General features: G+C 42.1%; 21 protein-coding genes. 1 reads left to right on the top strand and 20 read right to left on the bottom strand.

Annotated features, from left to right (window positions below; all coding sequences use genetic code 11):
- Positions 1-8 precede the first annotated feature (8 nt).
- On the bottom strand, positions 9-2,042 hold the full coding sequence (locus AB1I67_RS00065; protein ID WP_367027777.1) for a glycoside hydrolase family 2 TIM barrel-domain containing protein: 2,034 nt from the start codon (positions 2,040-2,042) through the stop codon (positions 9-11).
- A gap of 239 nt (positions 2,043-2,281) precedes the next feature.
- On the opposite strand from AB1I67_RS00065, the gene AB1I67_RS00070 reads away from it, so the two are divergent.
- Positions 2,282-3,970: an AAA family ATPase gene (locus AB1I67_RS00070; protein ID WP_367027778.1), complete on the top strand. Its 1,689-nt coding sequence runs from the start codon at positions 2,282-2,284 to the stop codon at positions 3,968-3,970.
- 136 nt (positions 3,971-4,106) lie between these two features.
- Here AB1I67_RS00070 and AB1I67_RS00075 read toward each other — a convergent pair whose 3' ends face one another.
- The 19 genes from AB1I67_RS00075 to AB1I67_RS00165 form a co-directional block, all read right to left on the bottom strand.
- Positions 4,107-5,351: a radical SAM protein gene (locus AB1I67_RS00075; protein ID WP_367027779.1), complete on the bottom strand. Its 1,245-nt coding sequence runs from the start codon at positions 5,349-5,351 to the stop codon at positions 4,107-4,109.
- On the bottom strand, positions 5,348-5,956 hold the full coding sequence (locus AB1I67_RS00080) for a GNAT family protein (RefSeq protein ID WP_367027780.1): 609 nt from the start codon (positions 5,954-5,956) through the stop codon (positions 5,348-5,350). Before AB1I67_RS00080 ends, AB1I67_RS00075 begins: the two co-directional genes overlap by 4 nt.
- 53 nt (positions 5,957-6,009) lie before the next feature.
- A complete protein-coding gene (locus tag AB1I67_RS00085; RefSeq protein ID WP_367027781.1) occupies positions 6,010-6,237 on the bottom strand; it encodes a Nif11-like leader peptide family natural product precursor in 228 nt (75 codons plus the stop codon).
- Between the two features lie 112 nt (positions 6,238-6,349).
- Positions 6,350-8,230 (bottom strand): LuxR C-terminal-related transcriptional regulator, encoded by a 1,881-nt coding sequence (locus tag AB1I67_RS00090; RefSeq protein WP_367027782.1) that lies wholly within the window; start codon positions 8,228-8,230, stop codon positions 6,350-6,352.
- Between the two features lie 700 nt (positions 8,231-8,930).
- A complete protein-coding gene (locus AB1I67_RS00095; protein WP_367027783.1) occupies positions 8,931-9,932 on the bottom strand; it encodes a hypothetical protein in 1,002 nt (333 codons plus the stop codon).
- 228 nt (positions 9,933-10,160) lie between these two features.
- Complete coding sequence (locus AB1I67_RS00100; RefSeq protein WP_367027784.1) at positions 10,161-10,718, bottom strand: VanZ family protein; 558 nt, start codon at positions 10,716-10,718, stop codon at positions 10,161-10,163.
- A 45-nt stretch (positions 10,719-10,763) separates the two neighbouring features.
- Positions 10,764-12,176 (bottom strand): flippase, encoded by a 1,413-nt coding sequence (locus tag AB1I67_RS00105; protein WP_367027785.1) that lies wholly within the window; start codon positions 12,174-12,176, stop codon positions 10,764-10,766.
- A complete protein-coding gene (locus AB1I67_RS00110; RefSeq protein WP_367027786.1) occupies positions 12,173-14,170 on the bottom strand; it encodes an HAD family hydrolase in 1,998 nt (665 codons plus the stop codon). Before AB1I67_RS00110 ends, AB1I67_RS00105 begins: the two co-directional genes overlap by 4 nt.
- 33 nt (positions 14,171-14,203) lie before the next feature.
- Positions 14,204-15,550 (bottom strand): O-antigen polymerase, encoded by a 1,347-nt coding sequence (locus tag AB1I67_RS00115; RefSeq protein WP_367027787.1) that lies wholly within the window; start codon positions 15,548-15,550, stop codon positions 14,204-14,206.
- Positions 15,551-15,593: 43 nt separating this feature from the next.
- Positions 15,594-16,580 (bottom strand): hypothetical protein, encoded by a 987-nt coding sequence (locus tag AB1I67_RS00120; protein ID WP_367027788.1) that lies wholly within the window; start codon positions 16,578-16,580, stop codon positions 15,594-15,596.
- A 44-nt stretch (positions 16,581-16,624) separates the two neighbouring features.
- A complete protein-coding gene (locus tag AB1I67_RS00125; RefSeq protein WP_367027789.1) occupies positions 16,625-17,053 on the bottom strand; it encodes an adenylyltransferase/cytidyltransferase family protein in 429 nt (142 codons plus the stop codon).
- A gap of 73 nt (positions 17,054-17,126) precedes the next feature.
- Positions 17,127-17,963, bottom strand: coding sequence for a LicD family protein (locus AB1I67_RS00130; RefSeq protein ID WP_367027790.1), 837 nt, complete (start codon positions 17,961-17,963; stop codon positions 17,127-17,129).
- A 121-nt stretch (positions 17,964-18,084) separates the two neighbouring features.
- Positions 18,085-19,248, bottom strand: a complete 1,164-nt coding sequence (gene cps2T, locus AB1I67_RS00135; protein WP_367027791.1) for a beta 1-4 rhamnosyltransferase Cps2T — start codon at positions 19,246-19,248, stop codon at positions 18,085-18,087.
- A gap of 27 nt (positions 19,249-19,275) precedes the next feature.
- Positions 19,276-20,715: a sugar transferase gene (locus AB1I67_RS00140; protein ID WP_367027792.1), complete on the bottom strand. Its 1,440-nt coding sequence runs from the start codon at positions 20,713-20,715 to the stop codon at positions 19,276-19,278.
- Between the two features lie 140 nt (positions 20,716-20,855).
- Positions 20,856-21,464, bottom strand: coding sequence for a hypothetical protein (locus tag AB1I67_RS00145; RefSeq protein ID WP_367027793.1), 609 nt, complete (start codon positions 21,462-21,464; stop codon positions 20,856-20,858).
- A gap of 86 nt (positions 21,465-21,550) precedes the next feature.
- Positions 21,551-22,096: an LCP family protein gene (locus tag AB1I67_RS00150; protein WP_367027794.1), complete on the bottom strand. Its 546-nt coding sequence runs from the start codon at positions 22,094-22,096 to the stop codon at positions 21,551-21,553.
- Positions 22,093-22,620: a hypothetical protein gene (locus tag AB1I67_RS00155; RefSeq protein ID WP_367027795.1), complete on the bottom strand. Its 528-nt coding sequence runs from the start codon at positions 22,618-22,620 to the stop codon at positions 22,093-22,095. The genes AB1I67_RS00150 and AB1I67_RS00155 overlap by 4 nt, the downstream gene beginning before the upstream one ends.
- 8 nt (positions 22,621-22,628) lie before the next feature.
- A complete protein-coding gene (locus AB1I67_RS00160; RefSeq protein ID WP_367027796.1) occupies positions 22,629-23,417 on the bottom strand; it encodes a CpsD/CapB family tyrosine-protein kinase in 789 nt (262 codons plus the stop codon).
- 3 nt (positions 23,418-23,420) lie between these two features.
- Positions 23,421-24,239: a Wzz/FepE/Etk N-terminal domain-containing protein gene (locus AB1I67_RS00165; protein ID WP_367027797.1), complete on the bottom strand. Its 819-nt coding sequence runs from the start codon at positions 24,237-24,239 to the stop codon at positions 23,421-23,423.
- Positions 24,240-24,271: the final 32 nt, after the last annotated feature.

Below are 24,271 nucleotides of genomic sequence, written 5' to 3' on the forward strand. Positions count from 1 at the left end.
CATGTTGCTTATACCCAGTTGGCACTCTTGCCTTTCTTTTTAGCGAGCCGGTAGGATGGATTGGGCGTTTCCACCCTGCGGACGGCAGATGTATCCCTGCATTCCCCGGCGACTGCTTCTAAGCGGTGCTCTCCTGAGATAGGAAGCCGGAATGTAAATACCCTGCTCCCCGTTTTCTTTTCAACCAGACGTCCGTCGCACCAGAGCGCCACTTCCGGCTGATTGGAATAGACTTTTATGATCGTTTCCTGTTCTGGTCTGTCCACGTAGCGGCTGCCGCATAGATGCACAAACGGCTCGCTGCTCCAGTATGCCTTGTACAGGTAGAAACTGTCCTTCTTCACCTTCCGGTCAAAGGTCACAAGACCCTTATGGTTCATGCCCGGCTCCCCGCCCTGGTCCCTGGCGTCCGCCGCAAAATCAAACATGTTCCACACGTGTGTTGCCCACAGATATGGGTTCCTCTCGAAACATTCCAGCATATATTCGTGGTAAACCGCCTGATATTCCTCCGTATGGTCTCCCCTGTGGGGCTTGGAAGAATGCAGGTTGGGCATCCCCTCACAGCCGTACTCCGAGTACCCCAGGCACCGCTTGGGATAGCGGAAATGGAAGAACCGCATCCACAGGTCATTTAGGAACAGCCCCGGCACATACCAGCCCAGGTACAGATTCCATGACACCAGATCCGTGATATGGGCCGACGGATTGAACGGTCCGCACATGGCGTAGCAGGCCAGGGTCGTCAGACGGGTCGGGTCCATCTCATGGCAAAGGTCATTTAACAACCGGTGATTGTCCAGCATGTCCTTTTTGTCCTTTGTGGAAATGGTGATCTCATTGGACACGCCCCAGCAGACAATGGACGGGTGATTGTAGTTCTGGATGATCAGCTCCTTCATCTGGCTGACCGTATTCTCCCGGCCTCCCGGCATATGCTCGGAGATGTAGGGAATCTCCGCCCACACCACCATGCCGTACTCGTCACACAGATCATAGAAATACTGGTCGTGCTGGTAATGGGCCAGCCGCACCGTGTTGGCGCCGATCTCCCGGATCAGCTCCATGTCTTTTCTGTGATGCTCTTTTGTGATGGCATTGCCCAGCCCCTTCCAGTCCTGGTGCCTCGACACGCCCTGAAGGGGGTAGCTGCGGCCGTTTAAGAAAAATCCCTTTTCCGGATCCACATGGAAGCTGCGCACACCGAACCTGCTGCTCACCTCGTCAACGACCTCTCCGTGGATCTCAAGATACGCTGCTGCGGTGTAGAGGTACGGGTCGTCTATACCGTTCCAGAGGTGTACATCGGGGATGACTATGGTGCAGTCCGGGCCGATACCGGAGGCGACTGTGACGCCTTCGGCGTCAAGGATGTCGATGCGGATCCTGGCGGAGGTGGTGCCGCCTGCGGAAGAGGTGCCGCCTGCGGAGGTGGCGGCGCCTACGGAAGTTGAACCATCTGCGGAGGTGGAAACGCCTGCGAAGTCAAGGGCATTCGCCCCACAGTTTGTAAAGGTCTGCACCCGCACGCAGCCGTCTTTTCCTTTTACCTCCGGCGTGATCCAGATTCCGTTGCCGCCGTAATATTCCATGTCGAAATGCAGGCGGTTCACTACGATCAGGTTCACATCCCGGTAAATCCCGCCGTAGAAGGTGAAGTCTGCTTTCTGGGGGTATACGCGGCCGCTTATGCTGTTGTCTGCCTGGACGGACAGCAGAAGATTTCCGGTCCGGTCCAAAAAGTCCGTGATATCCACGCGGAATGTGGAGTATCCGCCGTCATGGGTGCACACTTCCCTGCCGTTTAGGCTGATTCTGGCGCTGGCATTGACGCCGCAGAACTCCAGATATACCCGCTCCTCGCCTTTTTGAAATTCGGGCATGTCCAGTTCCCGCTCATACGTGCACGTACCGCGCCAGTAATCGTTACCGCCATCCTGTCCATCCACGCTGTTCCAGGTATGCGGCAGATCCACCATGGATACCGTCCCGTCCGGTCCGGTGAATCGCCACCTGTCATTCAGATTTCTTGTTTTTCTCATGGCTTTTTCCTTTTCTTTGTGCTATTCGTACATACTATAGCAGGAATTTTTGTGATATGTAAGCAGTTTTACTTAAGTGGTCGGTTTGGTGGTCTAAGTGGTTGCAGTTTGGGAAAGCTGGGAAAATATAATACCACCTTTGTGGATTAGCTTGCTATGGTAATAGATTTAAGGTAAAATGGTGATAGATTATAGTCTGCCAGAGAAAAAACTGGTTGGCGAAAGGACGGTGCAGGTAAATGGGAAGAACAAAATTGCCAATAGGCATCGAAAATTTTGAGGAGATTCGCAGAGAAAATTTTTACTATATAGATAAGACAGGTCTGGTCCGGGATTTGCTGAACAATTGGGGAAAGGTGAATCTGTTTACCCGGCCGCGCCGGTTTGGCAAGACGCTCAACATGAGTATGCTTAAAAGCTTTTTTGAGATTGGCACAGATAAAACACTGTTTGATGGCTTGGCGATAGAAAAAGAAACTGTTCTGTGTGAAAAGTACATGGGTAAGTTTCCTGTGGTCTTCCTGTCACTGAAAAACGTAGATGGGCTGACATTTGAGGATGCGTATAATATGCTGCGACAGATATTACGCACAGAGATGTTCCGGCTGAAGTTTTTGGGGGATAGTGAAAAGATCTCTGAAAACGAAAAAAGATCTTTTCGGCGCTTTTGGGATGAACAGGAAACTCCGGATGATATTTTGGAAAGCTTGAAGATGCTTTCCCGTCTACTCTATCAGCATTATGGCCAGAAAGTCATTTTGCTGATCGATGAATATGACGTGCCGCTGGACAAGGCTTTTCAGCACGGTTACTACAGGGAAATGGTATCTCTGATCCGCGGCCTGTTCGGCCAGGCCCTTAAGACCAATGATTTTCTGCACTTCGCAGTCCTAACCGGCTGTTTGCAGGTATCGAAAGAGAGTATTTTTACAGGACTAAACAATTTTAAAGTATTGTCCATTACAGATCCGCGGTTCGATGAGCATTTCGGATTCACGGATGACGAGGTAAAGCGGCTTTTAGCGGATTATCAATTGGACGAACATTTCGACGAGACGAAACAGTGGTACGACGGGTATCGCTTTGGCAATGTGGATGTTTACTGCCCATGGGATGTGATCAACCATGTTGACCTGCTGTGCAGCCAGCCGGACGCCAGGCCACAGGCTTACTGGATCAACACCAGCGGAAATGATCTGGTGAAACGCTTTGTCGATAAAGCAGATAAAACGACGCAGAATGAGATCGAGCGTCTGGTCGCCGGAGAAGCGATTGAAAAAGCCGTGCGCCTGGAATTGACCTATGATGAGATCGATAACAGCATTGATAATCTATGGAGCGTACTGTTCACCACCGGCTATCTGACCCAGGCCGGGGAGACAGACACCGGATACCGGCTCGTCATTCCCAACCGCGAGGTGCGGGAGGTCTTTATCCTCCAGATCCAAGAATGGTTCCGGAAAACTATCGCACAGGATGAACGGCCCATGCAGGCGCTGTGCCAGGCATTTCTGGACGGCGATGCTGTAGAGATCCAGAAACGCTTAAACGTGATCCTGAGTAAGATGATCAGCATCCTTGATACAAAAGCACGGGACGAGCAAAAGGAAAACTTTTACCACGGTCTGCTGCTGGGGCTTTTGCGCAGCCAGCCGGACTGGCTGATCCTGTCCAATGCAGAATCCGGCGAAGGCTTCTGCGATATCCTGATCGAGCCGGAGGACCCGGATATGGGGATTGTCATCGAGGTGAAATACGCAGCCGATATGGCGAAGCTTGATGGATGTGCGGCAAAAGCCTTAGAGCAGATCAGTGCGCTCCGGTATGACGAGAGGCTGCGCAATGACGGCAGAGATAATATCATGATGTACGGAATTTCGTTTTGTAAGAAAAGATGCAGAGTGGTATGTGAGGCTGGGAAAACCTGATCATCGGCTACATGTGGGTGCATGGAAGAATTGATGCTTTTAAGACAGCGAAAAAGCCGGAAGCTTACGCATCGCTTCCGGCTCATATTTTATTCAGCTACTTTTCAGCAGTAAGGCCTTATCCGTCCAATCTCTTTCATTTCAAACGACTATACAAAAGATCCGCTGTTATATTCCTGGTCAGCTCACAATGCAGGTCCCCGCTTTTACTCATTCTGATTTCCGGACACCCTCCGCAGCAGGTGTACTTGCAAAAGCAGTCAGCACATTCAGCATAACAATGTACGCTCATTGACCTGCTATGGCTGTCTTCATAGCAAATCTCCTCCTGCTCAAACAGGAATTGCCCTGTACTGAACCAACTTTTTTCTTCTACCTGTGAACAACTGGTAATCACGCCGCCTGGCGAGATGATCAGCAGATTGCCCTGTGCCGCACCACAAAAAAATAACCGCGGAGATAAACGGCTGGTCTCCGGCGTAAGCAGACGGATGCCCCGTTCCTTCGCCCTGCAATAGGCCGCATAAATGCCATGCGTATACATCTCGGGATCTGGTGGCGCCAGAGTGGTATGACTGCCATGCCCGACTGTCAACATGGGAGAAACGATTACAGTGCATCCCGGGAATTCCTCTGCAAAAAAATCAACAATACGGTCTATATGTACGAGGGATTGGGCTGTGACCGTGACTCGAAAACAGACCGTGCAATCAGATTTATGTAATTGCCGTGCATGATACATTACCCTCTCAAACGATGCTTGCCCATTTGGCCCTGGCCGCTGCTCATTTTGGATGTCTTCCGGTCCGTCTATGGATATGGTCACATTTGCAAAATTTTGTATGATAAACTCAGTCAATTCCGGATTCGAATAGTTGGCATTTGTAGTCATAGACATACGCGCCACAATGTGATGCTGGCTGGCATAGTCTCTCAAATAGTCTACAGCGTAGCGAAACAGTGCCTCATGAAGAGTAGGTTCCCCTCCGCCATAAAATGCCACTGGCAATATTGGGAATGTTTCAGACTGAACCTTTTTCTTAACAATGGCATGTACAATAGAGCGCACCTGAGCTTTGCGCATAAGCGGCATGGGCGCCCGGCTGTCAGAGAGATAACAGTATAAACATCCCAGGTTACAACCATCCGTTAAATTAATGCAGTAAGCGGGGAAATCGCCGGGTTCCGGACAAAACGTCAGCAGTTCCCCGCTTTCGGCGGGGACTATCCCGGAAATCCACTCATCCATTGCATCTGGATCTGCCTGCAGGTTCGCCGACATCTCTTCGGACAGCAAAACCACACGCTGAGCAGCCGGGATATATGCCAATTGGTGTGACTGGTCCTGGGTTGAAATAAAAAAAACCTCAATATGATTCATCCATTTATCTCCTTCAGTTGTGTAAGGGCATCGCAGTCGATCCGTACATTGAACCGGGTGCATAAACGGGTGACAAAGTCGGTGGGGTGCTGCCCTCTTGACAGCTCATATCGCAGCAGACTCTCCCGTTTCCCCGTCTCCTGGTCATAAAATCCATCCGGCACTGAGCCCACCATGCGAAATCCGCAGGCATCGTTAATTCTTTGGATGGTGCGGTGGCGCTCCGCTGTCTTTGACACAATAGTCTGGATATTGGGTTTGACTGAGAAAATCTTATCCAGCAGACACGCATAACAGGCCAGCCCCAATCCACGGTTGGAAAATGCAGGAGCTGCGCCTCCCATCACCTCGGCAGTACTGCCCTGTACGCAGACACAGGCGTATGTTACCCAGACATCGTTTCCCTGCTCCACCACCAGATGTATGGTGTTACCTGACTGTTTCCGGGTATATGCATAATGCAGATCTGTAAAGACGGAAGGAATGCCCGTCCGGGTTGGAATCGTACATAAATTACGCCATGCTTTGTCACTCAGGCATTCCAGCAAAAAGTCCACATGGCGAAGATTGCCGCAGTCATACAGGTGCGCAGTCAGATCTATCATCTGTTTTCACTCTTTCCTAAAAATGTCAATCCGGACAGGTTGATTTTAATTAGTTACATATGTGTCGTACAGGTGTTTTTGCCGCAAGAGCCGGTAACCGGAAGCAGGCGGGGATCAATGTCCCCCTTAGCAAAATATTCTCTGATTTCCTCTTCGGACACATCGATATGCTCCTGCTTTGCCAATGTAACAACATCTTCAACTGTTTTTGTTGCCTGCAGTTTTTTCATAAGTTCGTCATCGCTAAGGATCTGGTCAATCGCTGTATTAATTTTACTCATATAATAATCTCCTTTGTCTGTCCGGATTGAGCATCATTGTGTGGGCGTTACTAGTAACACTTTTATCATATAACAGATTTCCACTATGTGCATGGGCCAAAACAGCCTATTTCTAAAAATGGATACTCTGGAGATCTGATTTCCCACGGATATTCAGCTTGCTGTAGATCTTGTTCAGCGTATTTTTAACGGTAGCCGGAGAAATGACCAGCCTGAGGGCAATTTCCTGTGTAGTAAGCCGTTCTTTCGCAAGCAAGGCAATTTCCCGCTCCCTCGACGTCAAAGGAGAATACCCCAAAAGTTCAGCCCGCACCGCTGCAGCGCCAAAAGCAAACCGCCTTCCCAGGAGACGTACCTGCTCCAGAGCGGTCTCATCCTGGCAGGAAAGCGCACAATCCCCCAGAATTCCAGACAGATTGGCATAATATTCTGCAATTGGCAGATAAACCTTATCGGGAATCGCCAGGGCCAGCGCACGCTCAACGCACTCCCGCGCCATAGTCCGATCGCCTGCTTCCTCATAGTAGGCTGCCTGCTCCAACCAGATATAAAGTATGGGAAGCAAATGGTGAAATTCTTTACTTTCCTGAATAAAAGCTGCCGCCGCCCCGGTAAATTCTTCCCGTTTATGCCGACGCAGCCCCCGTAGAGTGATAATATGGGCAAAGGGAATGCTGATCGGGTAAAGCTGCTGCCTGACCGCTTCCTTACGGAATAACCACTGGGGAATCTGCTCTTCTATGTCCAGTAAAAAATAAAGATAAGCCAGACAGACCTCCGCAGCTGTCACACAGCGAAACTCTTTCCCCTTAAACGCATGCCGCTCAATAGCGCTTACTGCCGCTGAAAAACACTCTGCATCGCCTTGCAGCAATGCCCGCCGGGCCGTTAAGGTCAGAGTACAAAAATAGATGCTGTCCTGACCATGTTCGGCAGCAATAAATTTTGCCTGACTGGTAAACATCTTACACTCATTTTCATCTCCTGAGAGAAGGCGCGCCTCCGCATACATTACCTCCGGCGCACCAAGTCCTTTTCCTCCGCCAATAACCGCATAGCGCGGTACTCCCTCCCGCACCAGTTGAATCGTTTCCGCAAGCTTTCCCGGCTCCCGCCAGAACATATACACCACGCTGGGAATCTCAAAGGTCCAGGAATCATTAGTCAGATAGAAATCCCTCGGATCATCCAGCAATTCATATACCGCATCGTGATGGCGGCACATGCCAGCCACATCATTAAACGCCTGAAAAGATGCAATCAGCTCAAGCGCCGCTTCCACGAACTTCTGCTGCCGGACCTCCGGCATCTCCCGAAGCTGCATCAACCGGGTGATTGCAGTCCGGGCCAATGTGATTTTGCCGTTGAGACTGGCCTTGATAGCTGAACCAAGCAAAAGCTGCCATTTATCCACCAACAACTCCTTGGAACACCGGAAAAACAGAGCATTCAGCTGATCCGTTTTCGTCCGCACCAGCTCGGCAAGCTGCAGGCTGTTCAGTGTCACGGCAAGAGCCGCCTCATCATTTCCGGACTGAACAAAAAACAGGATAGCTTCCACGTTTTTCCTCTGGGTCAAACAAGCCTCCCCCGCCCGGCCCCACATCATTTTACGGAAATCGTCATCCCGCGCCGACATCTTTGCAGACAGGTATTCTTTCAGAAGCCCGTGTAAAATATACTCCGCTCCCTCCCGGTGAACAAGCGGATTGCGCCGCACAATGTTCCACAATGCATCCGGAACTGTTTTGTGTCCTGAAATGCGCGCCGCCTGCGCCTCTGTAAACGTATCCAGCAGAGACAGGCCCAGGAAAAACGAGCGCTGGCCGGCATCCAGCGCTCCCCAAAAGGACCGTTCCATCAGTTCATCAATTCCCACCTGTTCACTCATTCTGCCGCTTGCCAGATATTGTGTGAGATGAAGCCGCAGGGCTGCTGCCCATCCTCCTGTCAGTTCATACAGCCGCTCCGCTTCCTCCGCTCGGATCTCCACGCCATTTTTTCCAAATAACTTCCGAATGTCTTCTGTTTGAAAACAAAATACATCCTGAAAAATCTGACCAATATGCGGGTTAGAAATAGAGCTTACCGTTTCTGTGCATATGGGTTGAGTCAGGACAACCAGATGAAGCCTCCTGCAATGGTGTGCCGCCAGCGCATCCAACAAACGGTAGGGTGCCGGAAACCCTGCCAACTGATAGTTATCAATGACTAAAATCGTTTCCGTGTCACAGGATAAACCATCCATCAGGAGTGCAATACTTCCAATATTGTCCAACGTAGGGGAAGTGATCTTAGACAGAAAATCACCTGTATGCGCATCGGCAGAAGACAAAAGCGTGCAAATCCCGGACCATGCACGTTCCGGCGGCTCCCCGAAACAGGTATACCAGCGGCAAACCTTATCCTGCCGGTGTTTGTCCAGAAAGCAGGATACTGCGGTCGTTTTGCCAAATCCCGATCCAGCCGTAATCAGCGTTAACGGAAGAGATAAGATCGATTTCAACGCGTTTTTTAAGCGGGGAGGGAAGAAAAAAATATTGGTTGGGATTGTTTTCAATTGGTTTTGCCCCCTTCACTGACATGTGTTATGGTAATTGTACCATAGGCATGGGGGGTTGGGAAGGAAGCGTTTATGGTAGTATGGCGACTATTGCCTGCATAATCCGATACAAAATAAAATTTATACATCTTCACTCAAAAATATCCCCACTGGCAATATCCCATAAAAGCTGCAGCATTACCGCGGCAATATTTATAGAGAGATAATCGAATGTGGTGCTATTCCCATGCATAATGCAATTACGGATATTCATCCGTTTTACATCAAACAGATCCTTCAAAAGTTCAAAATATTCCGGTACGATTTCTTTTTCCGCATAATCCGAGTGCAGTATAGTCCCGATCGTAATAGGCTTATTTCTGTCCATTCCTGTTAAAATTGCCCGCTTATCTTTCGTATCATCTATAAGAGCATGGCTCACGAACATCTGATAAACCTTATTCATGGTTTGATGCTGAGTTCCTCCAAATACCGCTGAACCGTTTAACTTTCCAAACGTAAATGCCTGATACAGCCACACTTCCTCCTGGCTAAGTTCGGAAACATCTACTTTCCCGCCTGAACCAATCTTGGACAGCCCTGAAAACAAAAGCCGGTTCTGTAGATACATAATCAGAAAATGATCGATCAGCGCAGGTAAAATAAACGTAGTTCCACAGGCATGCATACTTTTCTCTTTAGCAGGTTCTCCAACCGGCCGTAATTGGAGCGGATACTCCACATCCATCAAAATCCCAAAGTATTCCCGCGCTGCCCTAAGATACAATTCATCGTAATCTACCACCAGTCTTGGGGACGTTAAAATAGGTATCGGTTTTTTCTGCAGATATAAATTGTAATGAAAATTACAGAATATATTTCCCAGATATAAGTTAAAATCTGCGATCAATTTTTTACGAAGTATAAATGATTCCTTTTCCCGATCACTGCTAAATTCTCCAAAAGGTTCGGGGTATTCTGCATTCTGGCAGTCGTATTCATAAATTTCTCGAAACTCTCGCAGGATCTGCCTTTTAACCTGCTTCTTTTCTGTTTCTGTGCTTGACTCTGCTGAAAGAAGTTTGTTGATTTTCTCTTCTACATAGGCTTTTGCCGGAACATCATTTTGTAAAACTGCAGACGGGCCAATCATTATATATTTCTTCTTGTAACAGTAGGATGGGGGAGTGTTCATTTTTTCACCTTCTAAACTAATTGGGGGATATTTGACAAGTGTATTTATATTTTTTTGCCATGCTTTTTCTTCTTTTACGTTTATTATACAACAGCTTTGTCGCTTTGCGAAGGATTTGCAACACAAAAAAGAGGCATACAATTCAGGATTGATCTCTGAAGTCTGCCTCTGAGTGCGTAAACAACGCTATCTATGAATTTGTTGTCTAATCCAGTTTATTATTTGGTAAAACAGATAACCACAAGCCATTCCCAATGTGTTCATAACCATATCATCTATCTGAAAGTACCCTCGCTGTGTCAGCAGCTGAGTAAACTCAATCACCACACTGGTCATAGCTCCAGCCAGAATACAAACCAGACCCTGGCGTGCTCTTTTCCAAATAAGAGGAAGTAATACACCGTATGGCATAAACAAGAACAGGTTTTCCACTACATAGGCATTGGCTCGTGGACTGCCAACGGTTCCGAAAAGATGTAAATTCATGGTGGTCCTGGAGCCGGGTTCCCGGGTTAATAATGTGATCTGAATCAAAACCAGTAAATATGTCAAAAACAGTATTTTTTCGAATTGATGCTTTCGCGTTAAAATATTGCTGCAAAATAGCCATGACCAGATTAAATATAAAACCAAACCTATGCCTGCAGCCAAAGGTAAATGCTGCAGTGTATCTCCAATATCTTGTATTATATATTTCCACATGATTGGATAGCCTAGCTGTAAAATCATATTGTTGTGTTCCATTCTTCCTTCTATTTTATGAATGATTAAACAAACCTAATCTCACCTCTAAGATTTTGCTTGCAAATTAAACAATGCAATAATCCCCACATAAACTCCAAAATATATTGTAAATGTTATAGCCAAATTCACAAAAGCATTAATATCAATTATTTTACGAACTACAATAACTATAAAACAAGCAACAAGCGCTGATAAAATAAATTTATAAATAGTCTTAAAATTAATACTTTTGACTATCATTGCCTTTGCATAATATAGTTGAATACTCATTTGAGTCATTTCTGCCAGTAAAGTTGCAACTGCTGCTCCTGTACATCCCCAAACAGGCATTAAAAATGCATTTAAAAAAATATCAACTATAGCTCCTATAACCACAGCTGTCATAAAAGCCGAATCTTTCCCATGTGGAACAAGGATTTGATTCCCTGTTATATTTGAAAATCCTGATATCACTAAAATAGGCATTATTATTTTCATGCACATTACCGCATCTATGTAATCTGCTCCACCTAAAAGCAATATACTATCCCTTGCTTCTATAATAAAAAATATTGTAAGTGGAATTGAAATAAAAAAAATTATTGATACAGATTTTTTTAAAATTCTTTTATATTCATCCGTATTCTTTTCACTTAGATAAAAAGATAGCCTCGGCAACAATACTGCACTAATAGCATTTACTACTGATAATAACAACCACTTAATTTTTACTGCAATAGTATACAATCCGACTTCTATATCACCACATAAAAAACCTAACATGATTGTGTCTAAATTGGTATAAACATGCACAGCTAAAATGGAAGCAAATAGTAATAGCATTGGTTTGTAATGTCTTTTGTACCTAAGCCCTTTATAAAAATGAAAAGTGACAAATTTCCGCGCATACAAAAAATTACATACATATGCACCTATTGTTGAAAATGCAGTAATAGCTGCATACATGGGATAGTCTTTTTTTTCTTTGACAAGAATAAACACTAACATTATAGAAATAGTCTTAAAAACAATGGTCCGTTTTGTAATATATTCATATTGCTCCAAACCAGAATATAACCAGTTTAAGCCTATAGGCGCTGTAATAATTATTATAATATTGATTATATACAATATAAAATCTATTCTAAATTTTTCAACCACAGGTATGAGAAGTAATAATGCAATCACAACACTTAACGTAGCCAAAGTATTTATAATAAGTAATTCCATTGTAACTCGATTCAACTCATCCTCATCTGCTCGAGCTTTGGCAACAGTTCTGATTCCATAAGTCGATATTCCTAATGCCCCTACCATAATTGCATAATTTGATACAGACGTAAAAAATGATACTTTTCCCATTCCTTCTGCCAAAAGGATTCTAGACACATACGGAAAAGTCACTAAGGGAAATATCATATTAGTTATAGTATAAATAATATTTAAAATAGCATTTACTTTTATAGATTTAACTTTCATTGCATATCATCCTTATATAAACTATTTATAGTATATTGGATTTTTTTTATCCAATATACTATTCTGCAATACATAGCAGATAACGGTTTTAAAAATTGCAAATTATAGATTTCTGGCAGCCTATATGCATAATCAACAAAATAGAAGTCTACCTTTTTTAATTGCTCAGCCCCTATACGCTCCCGTTCTTTTTTTTCATTTCGTGATACTTCTCCAAAATTTTCTCTGGTTTTCTCTCTAGCTATTTTTTCAACCTTCCATACTTTTGGAAAGTGTATACACTGCTTTCTCAATAAACAATCAACCAAAATACCATACTGCTCATATGGCAGCCACATTGTATTATCATATAATTTCAACATTTTTTTAAAGCAATCAATTAATCTCTGTTGATATTCACGCATATAATTATACAAATTCAACTCTTCTTCTATATTATCAATAACTGCCTCAGCTATATTTTCATGGTTATATTCATAACGTAAAACCGGCCCATGATCCGCCACAAAAATACGTTCATAGAACATATATGAACGACTAAACAAATCATAATTCAAACTTTTTTTAGGAGTATCCGTAAAAAGTATTCCGCACTTTTCATGTATATTATCAATACCAAATCTCTTCCCAACAATCCCCAAATAATATCCTCTAATCTGGTATTTACCATTCACAACTTTTTGGAGACAATCTTGAATAGTTCCTTTCCAACCAATATCAACAATGGTAATTGTATTTTGTGAATCTGCAACTGTCCCAAAGCTTCTCAAATAATCAAGAAAAATTTTTTTCTGTTCATTACGTTTTGTATCATATAATGTGATAAACCGCTCACATTTTTTTAATTTTCCTAATATAACATTCCGTGTTTTCTCTGAAAGAATTTCATTTGTTCCAATTCCACATTCAGAGTAAATTTCTGCAGCCTCATCATTACTAAATGATAAATTATTTAAAAAATCGCTTACAGTAAGATGCTGAAACTGACGGAAGATACTTTGAAATGTTTCTATCTCAATATCATTAAGAGATGGTAATAAAATAGATTTACGTGAAATATACAAATATTCTGTTTCAATTTTTTTACCATTTAGTGAACTTTGATAAATATCAAATAGCATTTTTATTAACTGCCCTTCTCGTGAAAAGAAAAAAACTTTAGGTATATCCAAAGCAATTAACTCTAAGTAAAGCTTACTAATAAAATACAGAATTTCTGGTACATATCCACTCAGAGGAGACCACACAGGATTTGAAAAGGCAAGTTTAAAATATTTTTTTTTCAATTCTTTGGTGTCCAGCATTTGTGGAATATACCTATCACATTGCTTCCAAACAGAATATATTCCCATCTTTTTAGGAATTTCAAAGTCTGATTTCTTATTATCTCCTACCATTAAAAGCTCATCCGGGCTAATTTTCAAATTACTACAAATATACTCATATAGATTCCCCGTTGATTTTCTTAAGCCTATTTCACTTGATATAAATATATCTGAAATATACTGTTCGATATCAAGAAAAGCGCATAATTTCTCAACTATAATTTTATCTGAGTAAAAATCTGAAATTATAATAATCCTTTTATTATGTTTAAGAACTTCTTTAAAAACGGACATTATATTCTCATCCAAAGATATATGTGAACACTCTATACTAATTTCAGCTTGTATTGAAATATCTAAAAAGCTTAAAAAATCCACATTTAAACACAATTTCTCTAGTGTTTTTTTTATTAGTAAACCATATGGTAATTCCTCCTTTCCAGATTTCTGTTTTTCATCCCTCTCAACTTGCTTTCTTGCTATATAAAGCTCAGAAGGTGAAATTTGATATTTCAAATAACATGCGCAATATTTTGCCCACTCACATAAAATAAGTTCAGGATTACAATCTCGATGAACTATTGTATCAAAATAATCAAAAGCTACTATCTTAATACTCCCATTATCCAGAATTCTAATGAAGTCAGTGATAAATTTATTTTTTGCCATATACACATTACCTCAATCTTTCTAATACTTGCTCTACAGTCTAAAATGTATCTTCTTAAGTATACTCATTGCTTTTACCAAGACCCACCAAAAGAAAATTCGTTCAACAAAAGTGATTGTAATAGCTTCATAAAATTTATTTGAAAAAAAAGTAAATGCCATTGCAAAAAACAAATAGGCATATATTAATAATTCAAAAGAAACACTCATTGTATTTCTATATATAAACTTTTTCATTTTTATTTTTTCATATAAGTATTGGAGGAAAAAAGCTATAAACCCATTACAAAAAATGATTCCTACATAACCAAAATCATTATAATAGTCTTTAAAAGCTGTATAAACATTTCCTAAATTATATCCATTCAAATACGTGTATTCAACATTGATCGTTTTCTTTTCTATTATCCAACCCACTTTTTCTGACACCCATTGGATCTGTGTTTGAAAAGTATCTCCTCCCCACAAATCGTTTCTTTTATATCCAGTCTCCAAAAATATATCTAAATTTTTTATAGGTGCACCTATATAAACAGACAGATAATCATTTAAAGCCAAAGAATTGTCTCTACCAATTAAACCTGCTATTGTTTCAAACAACAGCAGTAACACTACTAAAATCAAAAGGATTTTTACTAAAGTTTTAAATTTCTTGGCTTTAGATAATTGATTCTTATTAAGTATAATAATATAAATAATTATGATTGAAACAAACATTTGCAGACTATTGCCACGTGAACCTGTTAATATGCCAGACGCGCAACTAACCACAAAATTCATTACAACTAGTCTATCAATTTTCTTAAAGTAACAGAAATTATAAACTATTATATAACCCCAGATATATCCGCTTGCAGTCGTAAATAAAAAGAAATAAGTAATTAATTTTGGAAATTTCAATTCCAATGTTGTGTTTTTTATTAGATGTTGATACATTGCTATTGATGCCGCAATATTTCCATTAGATACATATTTTGTAGTTAAAAAATATATTTGATTTATAACCAATAGTGCAACTATAATTTGTATAACTAAAAAAACGCTACAAAATATTTTTGAACATTTATAATATGATGGCCTAATTTCTTCCATTTTTTTTGCATATTTATTAAACCGGACTTTTGTCCTTGAATTTTTATATAGCCACTGCGCCAAAACGGAAAAAAGCAAAAAAGAAAATACACTTAAGCATATTACAAAAACCGTATTGCCAGATAAACCAGTATCCCACTTATAGAGATTAAAAGTACAATCCATAGCAGCTACACAAAGGGCTGCATTAAAAATAAATGATGGAGCAATATAATCCCTGTTAAATATAATATAATTAATCCCCAACAATATTAATAATATTAAGCACAAAAATAATCCCATTAACATCTGGCAATCTCCCTTTGAAAATAAACCTACAAATTATCCATTTTTATTTCAATACCACATCCAACATATTTACAGGACTAAATTCTTCATTATAATGATAATCTACATCCACACTTTCTAAAATCCATTCAATGTCAATATCTCTAACATTTTGAAATACTCGCATATATCTTTCATCAAAAAATGGGAAATTCCTTATATAAGGATTATTTGATAATAATTTCTTATTATAGCATACAGCCTCATAATACCTAAGGCTAGGACCATACTGCTCTTTTTGAAGAATTTCAAGAATTACCTTTGTTCCTAAAACACCAGCTATAATTTTATCGTATGGTAAAAGTTCACCTGAAATATAACGAATTTTGTCACTATGGATTTTCCGCATTAATTTCCTGATACCTGTTATACGCACTATAAATTCTGTATTAACACTTGCATAAAGTAATTTATTAAAAACAGATATAATCAGTTCCCCTCTATTTCCTTTTATGCTTCCAACAAAATAAACATCTGAAATGTTTCTATTTTCTTTTGATCGCATTTTAAATTTTGAGTAATAGCAGCATCCTAAATATTTAAAATTAAATTTTTCTGCATCCAATGGATCAAATGTATAAATGTCATCCCAATGTAATTTTTTTATAAGAGGTTTAGCTTCCATCATCGAAATCGACTGGGCATTCATTGAATTTATAAGTACCAGTACTCCTCTAACATTAGGTTTTGAAAAAAGGTCATTCATAGTATTTATATTAATAGCTTTTAGTGCCGAATCAATTATTATAATGCAATATTCTTTATTTTTATCTATTGACATACATATGGGCATAAACCATTTGCTTTGTCCAGGAATATGCAAAAACCGATTAAGGGTCCAACTTTGATATAGACGAGAAAAGCCTTTAACCAGCTTATTTTTTAAAGATTTTTTTTTTGCTACTATCAATTCAACATTCTGATTACCTTTTAAATCATTAAAAAGCCCCATATGCTCATGTGCTTCTGAATAAATAATTACGTAGTTCATATAATAGTCTCTCACCTTTCCAATTTCATTACATTCATAATCATCTATTCTTTCACTTTTAATTTTTCTTTTCCACGTAAATCTGTTGAAGTTATACCGTCTGTATGGGGAAGAAAAATTAAATCTACTCCTAATTTTTCTAACTCAATTCTTGTTCTTTCCCATCTGAGATTTCCTTTCCAATCACTTCCAATAAATATTACATCAAACCCTAATTCTTTATAAACCACAGTCTTGTCGAGTGTATCCACAATAATAGCTTGATCTACAGAACGTATATTTTCCACAATTTTGCAACGATTGTTCTCACTTATAACAGGAGTTTTATTTTTATATTCTCTGACAAGCCTGTCAGAATTAATTCCCACAATTAGGTACTCACAATACTTTTTTGCATTATTTATTAAATTTAAATGACCAACATGAAACATGTCATAAACACCTTGTGTATATCCGACTTTATACTTTTTCATCTTCTCCCCTTCACACATAGCCGCAAATAAAACTATATGCCGAATCTTTAATATTCCTCACATAATCTTTCCATTAGTTATTAATTACTTTATGCCCATTTAATTCAATAATCCTAAAATGGATTTTTCTTGATTTTTCTGGTGGAAGCTCTAAATAGTCTCCATACATTTGTCTAAGATAATCATCATATTTTTCAGGTCCACGTAACTGGATATCTTCAAAGGCATACATTGCACCATGCCCAAAATAACTTTTAGGAACAATCTGCTTCGTTCTATATGCCCCCATTAGGCAACCAATATTATTTGAGTTTTCTACTTTATACTTTCTCATTAATTTGTCAATTTTACATTTTTGCTTATATGGATCAAATATTTTTTCTATAGGTAACTTTTCCATAAAGTTCAGAAATATTTTCTCACAAATTTCTCTTTTTCTAGAACGATCTATAGAGTTTTTATAACACAGCGACATTATCGCACGATGATACATAATTCTTAAAAAATACAAGTTACGCAGCCATACATAATTAGGTGTTCCATCTAAAGGGAATATATCAATAGACGCATTAGTATATTTGCTCTCATCATCTATTCGAATTTCTACTACTTTTGTATTAATATTTCTTATTCTAGTAATGTAATAATGGTATGACTTGTCTGTTCTATAGTTGATGATTTGCAAATATTCTGGTAACAAGTCAGGTGCAATTTCCAAAAATTTTTCATAATCATCTCTTGGCATTGCTAAATCAATATCATCATCCCAGGGGATAAATCCTTGATGCCTGACTGCACCAAGTAAAGTTCCGCCTGACATATAATAAATTAAATTATTATCATCACATACTTTTATAACTTCTTTTACAATATTTAAATCCACTTTATGTAATAATTCTATATTTTCCATAACCTATCACCTGTATAATTTTTAAACTTTCCTGGATATATCAACCATTAATCTCTAACAAAAAACATTACAATGGATAATGCAACATGCCTAACAACAACTCAACATACTTTTCTTTTTACTACTCTCCTTCTACAATTCGGAATACTTTCTCATACAAATCTGCAATATACTCCCACGTATATTTATCTTCAATTCTTTTTCGTGCTTTTTTCCCTAACATTAATATATCATTTGCTCCCATTGCTTCTACATTATCAATCAGTCTAGCAAGATTTCCATTATTCTTATTCCAATACAATGCTGCATCGCCTGCAACTTCTCGGTTAAACCCAACATCAAGTAATAAATTCAAATTCGTACTCCCTAAAGCCTCAAGCAATGAAGGATTGGTTCCTCCCACTTCATGTCCATGAAAATATCCATAAGCATTTTCTCTGATTTTTTTCAACAACTCTTGATCATAAACCGCGCCCACAAATTTGATACGTTTATCTTTTTTAAAATGCAAATTCTGCTCCAATTTCTCCAAAAACTTATTATTGGCTGTAGTAATAATAACAAAATCTTTTGCGCTTCTGCTTTGCATAAATTCGCGAATCATAGTTTCAAAATTATTCTCTGGAACAAATCTACCAACAACCAAATAATATGTCTTGGGTTTAATTTCTTTTTCTACATACCAATCTACTATCTTTTTATCATCATCTGCTAAAGCACTCTGCTCTATTTCTGCTCCATATGCAATGAAAATTGTTCTTGGTTTAAGATCTTTGTATGTTTGTTGAATATATTTTTCAATATTTTTACTGTCGCAAATAATTAAATCTGCATGCTTTACCATAAGTCGTTCTGAAAATTTCCAGTATCTTCTCACTGGCAAACTCCACTTTGTTCTCATCCATTCATGACCATCTGGATTCACATATATTTTCCCACCCAATTCATGTATCTTTTTCTGAAAACAGCCTATAAATGGTCCAATACGACACGCTAAAATATAAACTATTGGGTTTTCTATATTATTTCTTTTTATATATTTCACACAATAGTTTATTGCTTCTATGTCATAAAAAATAGCTTGCGCTGGACCAATCTCTGGCACCTTAATCTGAAAACAATGAGCTTTATGATATTCAAACTCTTTTGAAACAGATCCTTTCCAGGCTATATGGTATTTAATATTTTTATTATTCTGATGGTATTCAGTTAATTTATCCAAAAAAGTTTCATAACCACCATAATTTCCGCATCCCTTACTTCCGATGCAAAATACATGCTGCATATCTTTTCTCTCCCCCTCTATACTTTTTCACACTGCCCCATCTCTCCCCGCCACAACTAACACCGTCTTACAAAGTATCTTCAGATCCAGCCCGAAGCTCCAACTGGTAATATACTCCTTATCCAGCCGCACCACTTCCTCAAAGTCCGTGATCTGGCTACGTCCGCTCACCTGCCACATTCCGGTGATACCGGGTTTGATGGCAAGCCGCACCCTGTGGTGCAGATCATATTTTTCCCATTCATCTACTGTCGGCGGTCTGGTGCCTACCAGACTCATATCGCCTTTTAACACATTCCAGAACTGCGGAAACTCGTCAATGGAAGTCTTGCGGATCAATGCTCCGATCCCATGGTCTCCGCCGATGATACGCGGGTCATGATCCAGTTTAAACATCATGCCGTCGCTCACCCGGTTCTGTTCCATCAGTTCTTTTTTTCGTTCTTCTGCATCCAGATACATGCTTCGGAACTTATAAAGCTTAAATTTTCTCCCATTTTTTCCAACTCGTATCTGTGAGAAAAAAATCGGTCCTGGTGACTGTATGTATATCATTGGCGCTACAAAAAGAAACAGCCCTGCCGTGATCAGGCATCCAACGATTCCACCCAGGATGTCCAATGTCCGCTTGTAAAACACTTCCTTTAAAGAAGCCATATTTACGCAGCTGGTCAACACCGTATAGGGTCCTAACCGCTCCACCGCTTGTTTTTGCCCACTCAGTTCCGACATCAATAATAGCTTCAGATGGACTGTGACACCCATCTGTATAAATTCATTCATCAGTTCTTCCGGCAATTCGATTTCCTTCGGCAGATTGACAAACACCTCGTCCACCCATTCCCGGCAAACATATTCTAATACCGTGCTGCGGTCAGCAACGATCTTTACTCCACTCACTTCAGTTCCTGTCCGGCTGCCATCCCCATCGATCAGAGCGATCCCGGTCACCCGGAAGCTTCTATACTGGCTGCTGCGGATATTCTCAACCACGGTGTCTACCATCGCGTCAGACGTCAGGATCAGCAGCGACCTGCCATTTTTCCCGTCAATACCCCATTTCTTTAAACATTTCTTCCAGATAATCCTGCCCACATAACTGAACAAGATGTAAATGGCTCCCATGAACACCATGGTAAGCCTGGAATATGCATCGCCTTCCTGTACAATAAAAAGATAAAAAGAAGATATTAACACAATCAGTCCCACATGTTTTACTGTGGCTGCAAATTCCTGGTAAAATCCTCTTTTTAAGATATTTTTAAAACTGTTGCTGAAAAAAGTTACTAAAAGCCAGGAACATTCCAGTACCAGAAACATTCTCCGGTACAGTGGATTTTCTATCATATGTCCCACATTCCCGTGGCGAATCCCATATGCCGCCACAAACGCCACAAACAGGCACAGTACGTCCAGCAGCATAAAATCCAAATGCTTTGCCCAGCCTTTATTTGCTTTCCGATACATACTCTCACCACTCCCTGGAACTTATCCTTAGTTTCCCACCTGAATACAGACCGTTTTATTCGCCTGTATCCTTCCCTGCTTCTCTAAAAATCAAGGGAGGGGAGTCCCCCTCCGCCCCCTTGACTCTCCAATTCCACAACCTATTTGTAAACTACGGTATAAGTACCGGAACCAGTGATGGTTGTTACAACCGTCTTGGTTGCCGGGTCTACCTTAGTAACCGGGAGCAGAGTCCACTTGCCGGTCACGTTGTCGTAGAACAGTACGGATACGTTCTGCAGACCGTCTACCAGGTTCGGCACATACAGAGTTACCTCTACTGCGCCTGTCTTCACCTCACCGGTCGTTACATCCTTAGTAACGATCGCGTTGGTTGCGGTCAGTGCCTTATAACCGGTCACGTCCACATCCTTCACAACATCGCTCAAGGACTTGCCTTCATTGATGCCGTTGATGGCTGCTACTGCTGCCTCCGGAAGACCTGCCGTTGCTGCTACGCCAGTTGCATAGGACACTGCGGTATTCCCTACCACTGTGCTGCTTCCGCCGCCCACGGTCACTGTCGGACCGCTCTCAGCTTTCTGACCACTTCCAGCTACGATCGTCACGCCCGAAGACGTGCTGGAGCCATGGCTTGAACCGCCGCCGCCACCGCCGCTGGGTCTCAGGGAGTTCGCGCCGAATGCGGTTGCCGGTACGCACGCCAGTGCGGCTGCCAGTACCAGTGCTGTTACGCATTTCTTTTTCATTTCTTTCACCTTCCTTCCCTCTTGGGATTTTTATTCAATAAACAGCATGTTTCCACACTGGTTATTGCAGCTTCATTTGTTGGGACTTATCCGGCCTCCCGGTAAAACAGCTCCAGGAGGAGAGGCTCTAAAGCCGCTTCATCTACATGGAACTCGTCATACCAGTCCGTGGCCATGCCCACTCCCGGCACCGTATAGAAATCCCCCGATGCCAGACCACTGCCAAGGCCATCCATGGCCATCTTCAAATACTGCTCTTTTCCCATGTCCGTCACCATATGTTCCTGCATCTGATCAAACAGATGAGGCACGATCTGGCTGTCCTCTGTGGACTTTTTCTGGACCGCCCCAAAGAACTGCAGGATGTATTCCTGCTGCTGGTCCATCCGGTACAGGGCTGAGTTGTCCCTTTTTGTATCACGGAAACGGACAAACATCTCTGCCTGCTTTCCGTGCAGTGTAACTGTACTGCCCTTTACAAAAGACGGATCTCTTTCTTCCATTCCTTCCGTCGGCACCGTCACTGTGACACCGCCTACCGCATCATTCAGTATAGAGATCACATCCATATCGGCTGCCATGTAATGATCGATCTTCAGTCCACCGAGCAGATTAGAAACCGCTTCTGTCATGTATCCGCAGCTTTCTCCCGCCCATCCCCATAGGCATAGGCAAGGAGAAGGTGCTGTGTGTCTGTTCCCAGCACATTGCCGCTTAAGTCCGTTAATGTGATCTCTGTCATCGTATCTCGTGGGATCATCAGGATCTTCAGGGTGTTGCGGGCCGTATCCTGCGCTACAAGGAATACTCCGTCTGCCTGTCCGCCCCAGCCGGCTGTGGTGGTTTCCACCATGGTCCCACTGCGGTCCACTCCGATGCAGAGGATCGCCTTTACATAGTTGTTCCTCCGGTAGGTTTTCCCCTGATATACAGTTTCTTCCCCCAGGATGAAAGAGGACTCCTCAGTTCCTGCTTCGCCTGCCTCCTGGCTGTTCCCAGCGGTATCCGCATGTTCCCGCGCCGCGATCATAGCTTCTGTCGCTTTTCTCTGGCGGTACAGCCCGACACTCATCCATATGAAAAATGTCAGTCCTATGAGCGCTGCCCCGATAAAGAACTTCCGGAGCGCTGCCCGGTGTGCCTTGACCCAGTCCATGTATGATCTCAACTGCCTTTCTGGTGTTCTGCCCTGCTATCCATCCTGCTCTCGCCGTCCCCGCCATACTTCGCATACCGGCTGTATTTTTTATATTTACCATACTTGCCGTAACGGCTGTATTTGCCATATTTTCCATAGCGGTTATAATATCCTTCGCTGTAAATATCCACCTTATTGAGCACCACTCCCAGTATGCGGCAGCCTGACTTCTCAATCTGCCCCTTTACCTTCTGTTCCAAGCGGTAGCTGATGGCACCGCTCTCAACCACCATCACCGCGCCGTCGCAGTGAGTGGCTATAATGGCTCCATCGATCAGATTTGCCATTGGCGGCGTATCTATGATGATATAATCATAATAACTGCGCAGGTTCTCGATCAGCTTCCCAAAGAGGTCCTCTTCCAGCAGCTCTGCCGGATTGGGAGAGTACGGCCCTGCAAAAACAACGCTCAAGTTCTCCACATTGGTGTCGTAGATCACATCATCTAAAACCTTCTGACCGCTTAAATACTGTGACAGTCCGAACACCTCCTGACGGAGCTGATAACGGGAGATTAAGATCGACTTGCGGATATCCGCATCGATCACGATCGTCTTTTTCCCAATCTGCGCCAGGGATTCCGCCAGGGCAAACGACACATCGCTTTTGCCTTCATCCGGCAGGGCGCTGGTGAACATGATCGTCCGGATGCTGCTCCCGCAGAACTGGATGTTAGTGCGCAGGGTCTTGATGGATTCGTTGTAATTGTAATCATCCTTCATCTCCCGCTTCAGATCTATTACCGAATGACTCATCTTCTAATTCCCCTTCCTCTTTTTCCGTGAACGCGCCGCTGGTTTTACAGGCTTATTTTTTGCCATGGCTTCCTTGTCTTCTGCTACCTCGCCCTCCCGCGCAGGCACAGATGCCAGCACTGTGAGGCCTAAATATTTCGTCACATCTTCCTCAGAACGCACCGTATCATTCATGATCACTTCTATGGTGATCACGCCGCACACCAGAACCACCGCGGCAAGCGCTCCTAACAGTGCGTTCCTGGTATTGCTGGGGCTTGTTTTTTCAACTGGTATCTGACCGTCCTCGATAAGTTTTGGCGGGACCATCTCCATGATATCCCCGATATACTCTGAGGAAGTGCGCGCTACATTATCCGCGATCTGTTTTGCCAGAAACGGATCCGGGTCCTCTGCCGTGATGGAAAGGATACGGGTGTCTGACGGATTATCAATCTTTATTTTTTCTTTCAATTCTTTATAAGTCAGGCCAAGGCCCAAATCCTGGGCTACATCCTCCAGGACCGGACGGCTGGTCACAATGATCTTGTAGTCTTTGGTCAGCTGGCTTCCGATCTGAAGATCCGCAAGAGATGTCAGCGTTGTCTCCTTGGAAAGTATGTATACCATTGCAGTAGATGTATATTGGGGCGTCAGGACAAAGTATGAAAATGCCCCTGCCAGTCCGCCTCCGATCACCAGTGCCAAAAGTATCATCCAGAACCGCCGCCGGAATGCTGACAGCAGCTCCAGCAGATCAATCTCTATCTCATCGTTTTCATATGCCGCATTGCGGATGTTGTCATCTTTGATATTCGTGTTTGCCATCGTTGTGTTTTTCATCTTCCCATTTCCCTAAGTAAATTTTTAATTAC

The organism is Clostridium sp. AN503 (genome assembly GCF_040719375.1).
Classification (GTDB): Bacteria; Bacillota; Clostridia; order Lachnospirales; family Lachnospiraceae; genus Brotaphodocola.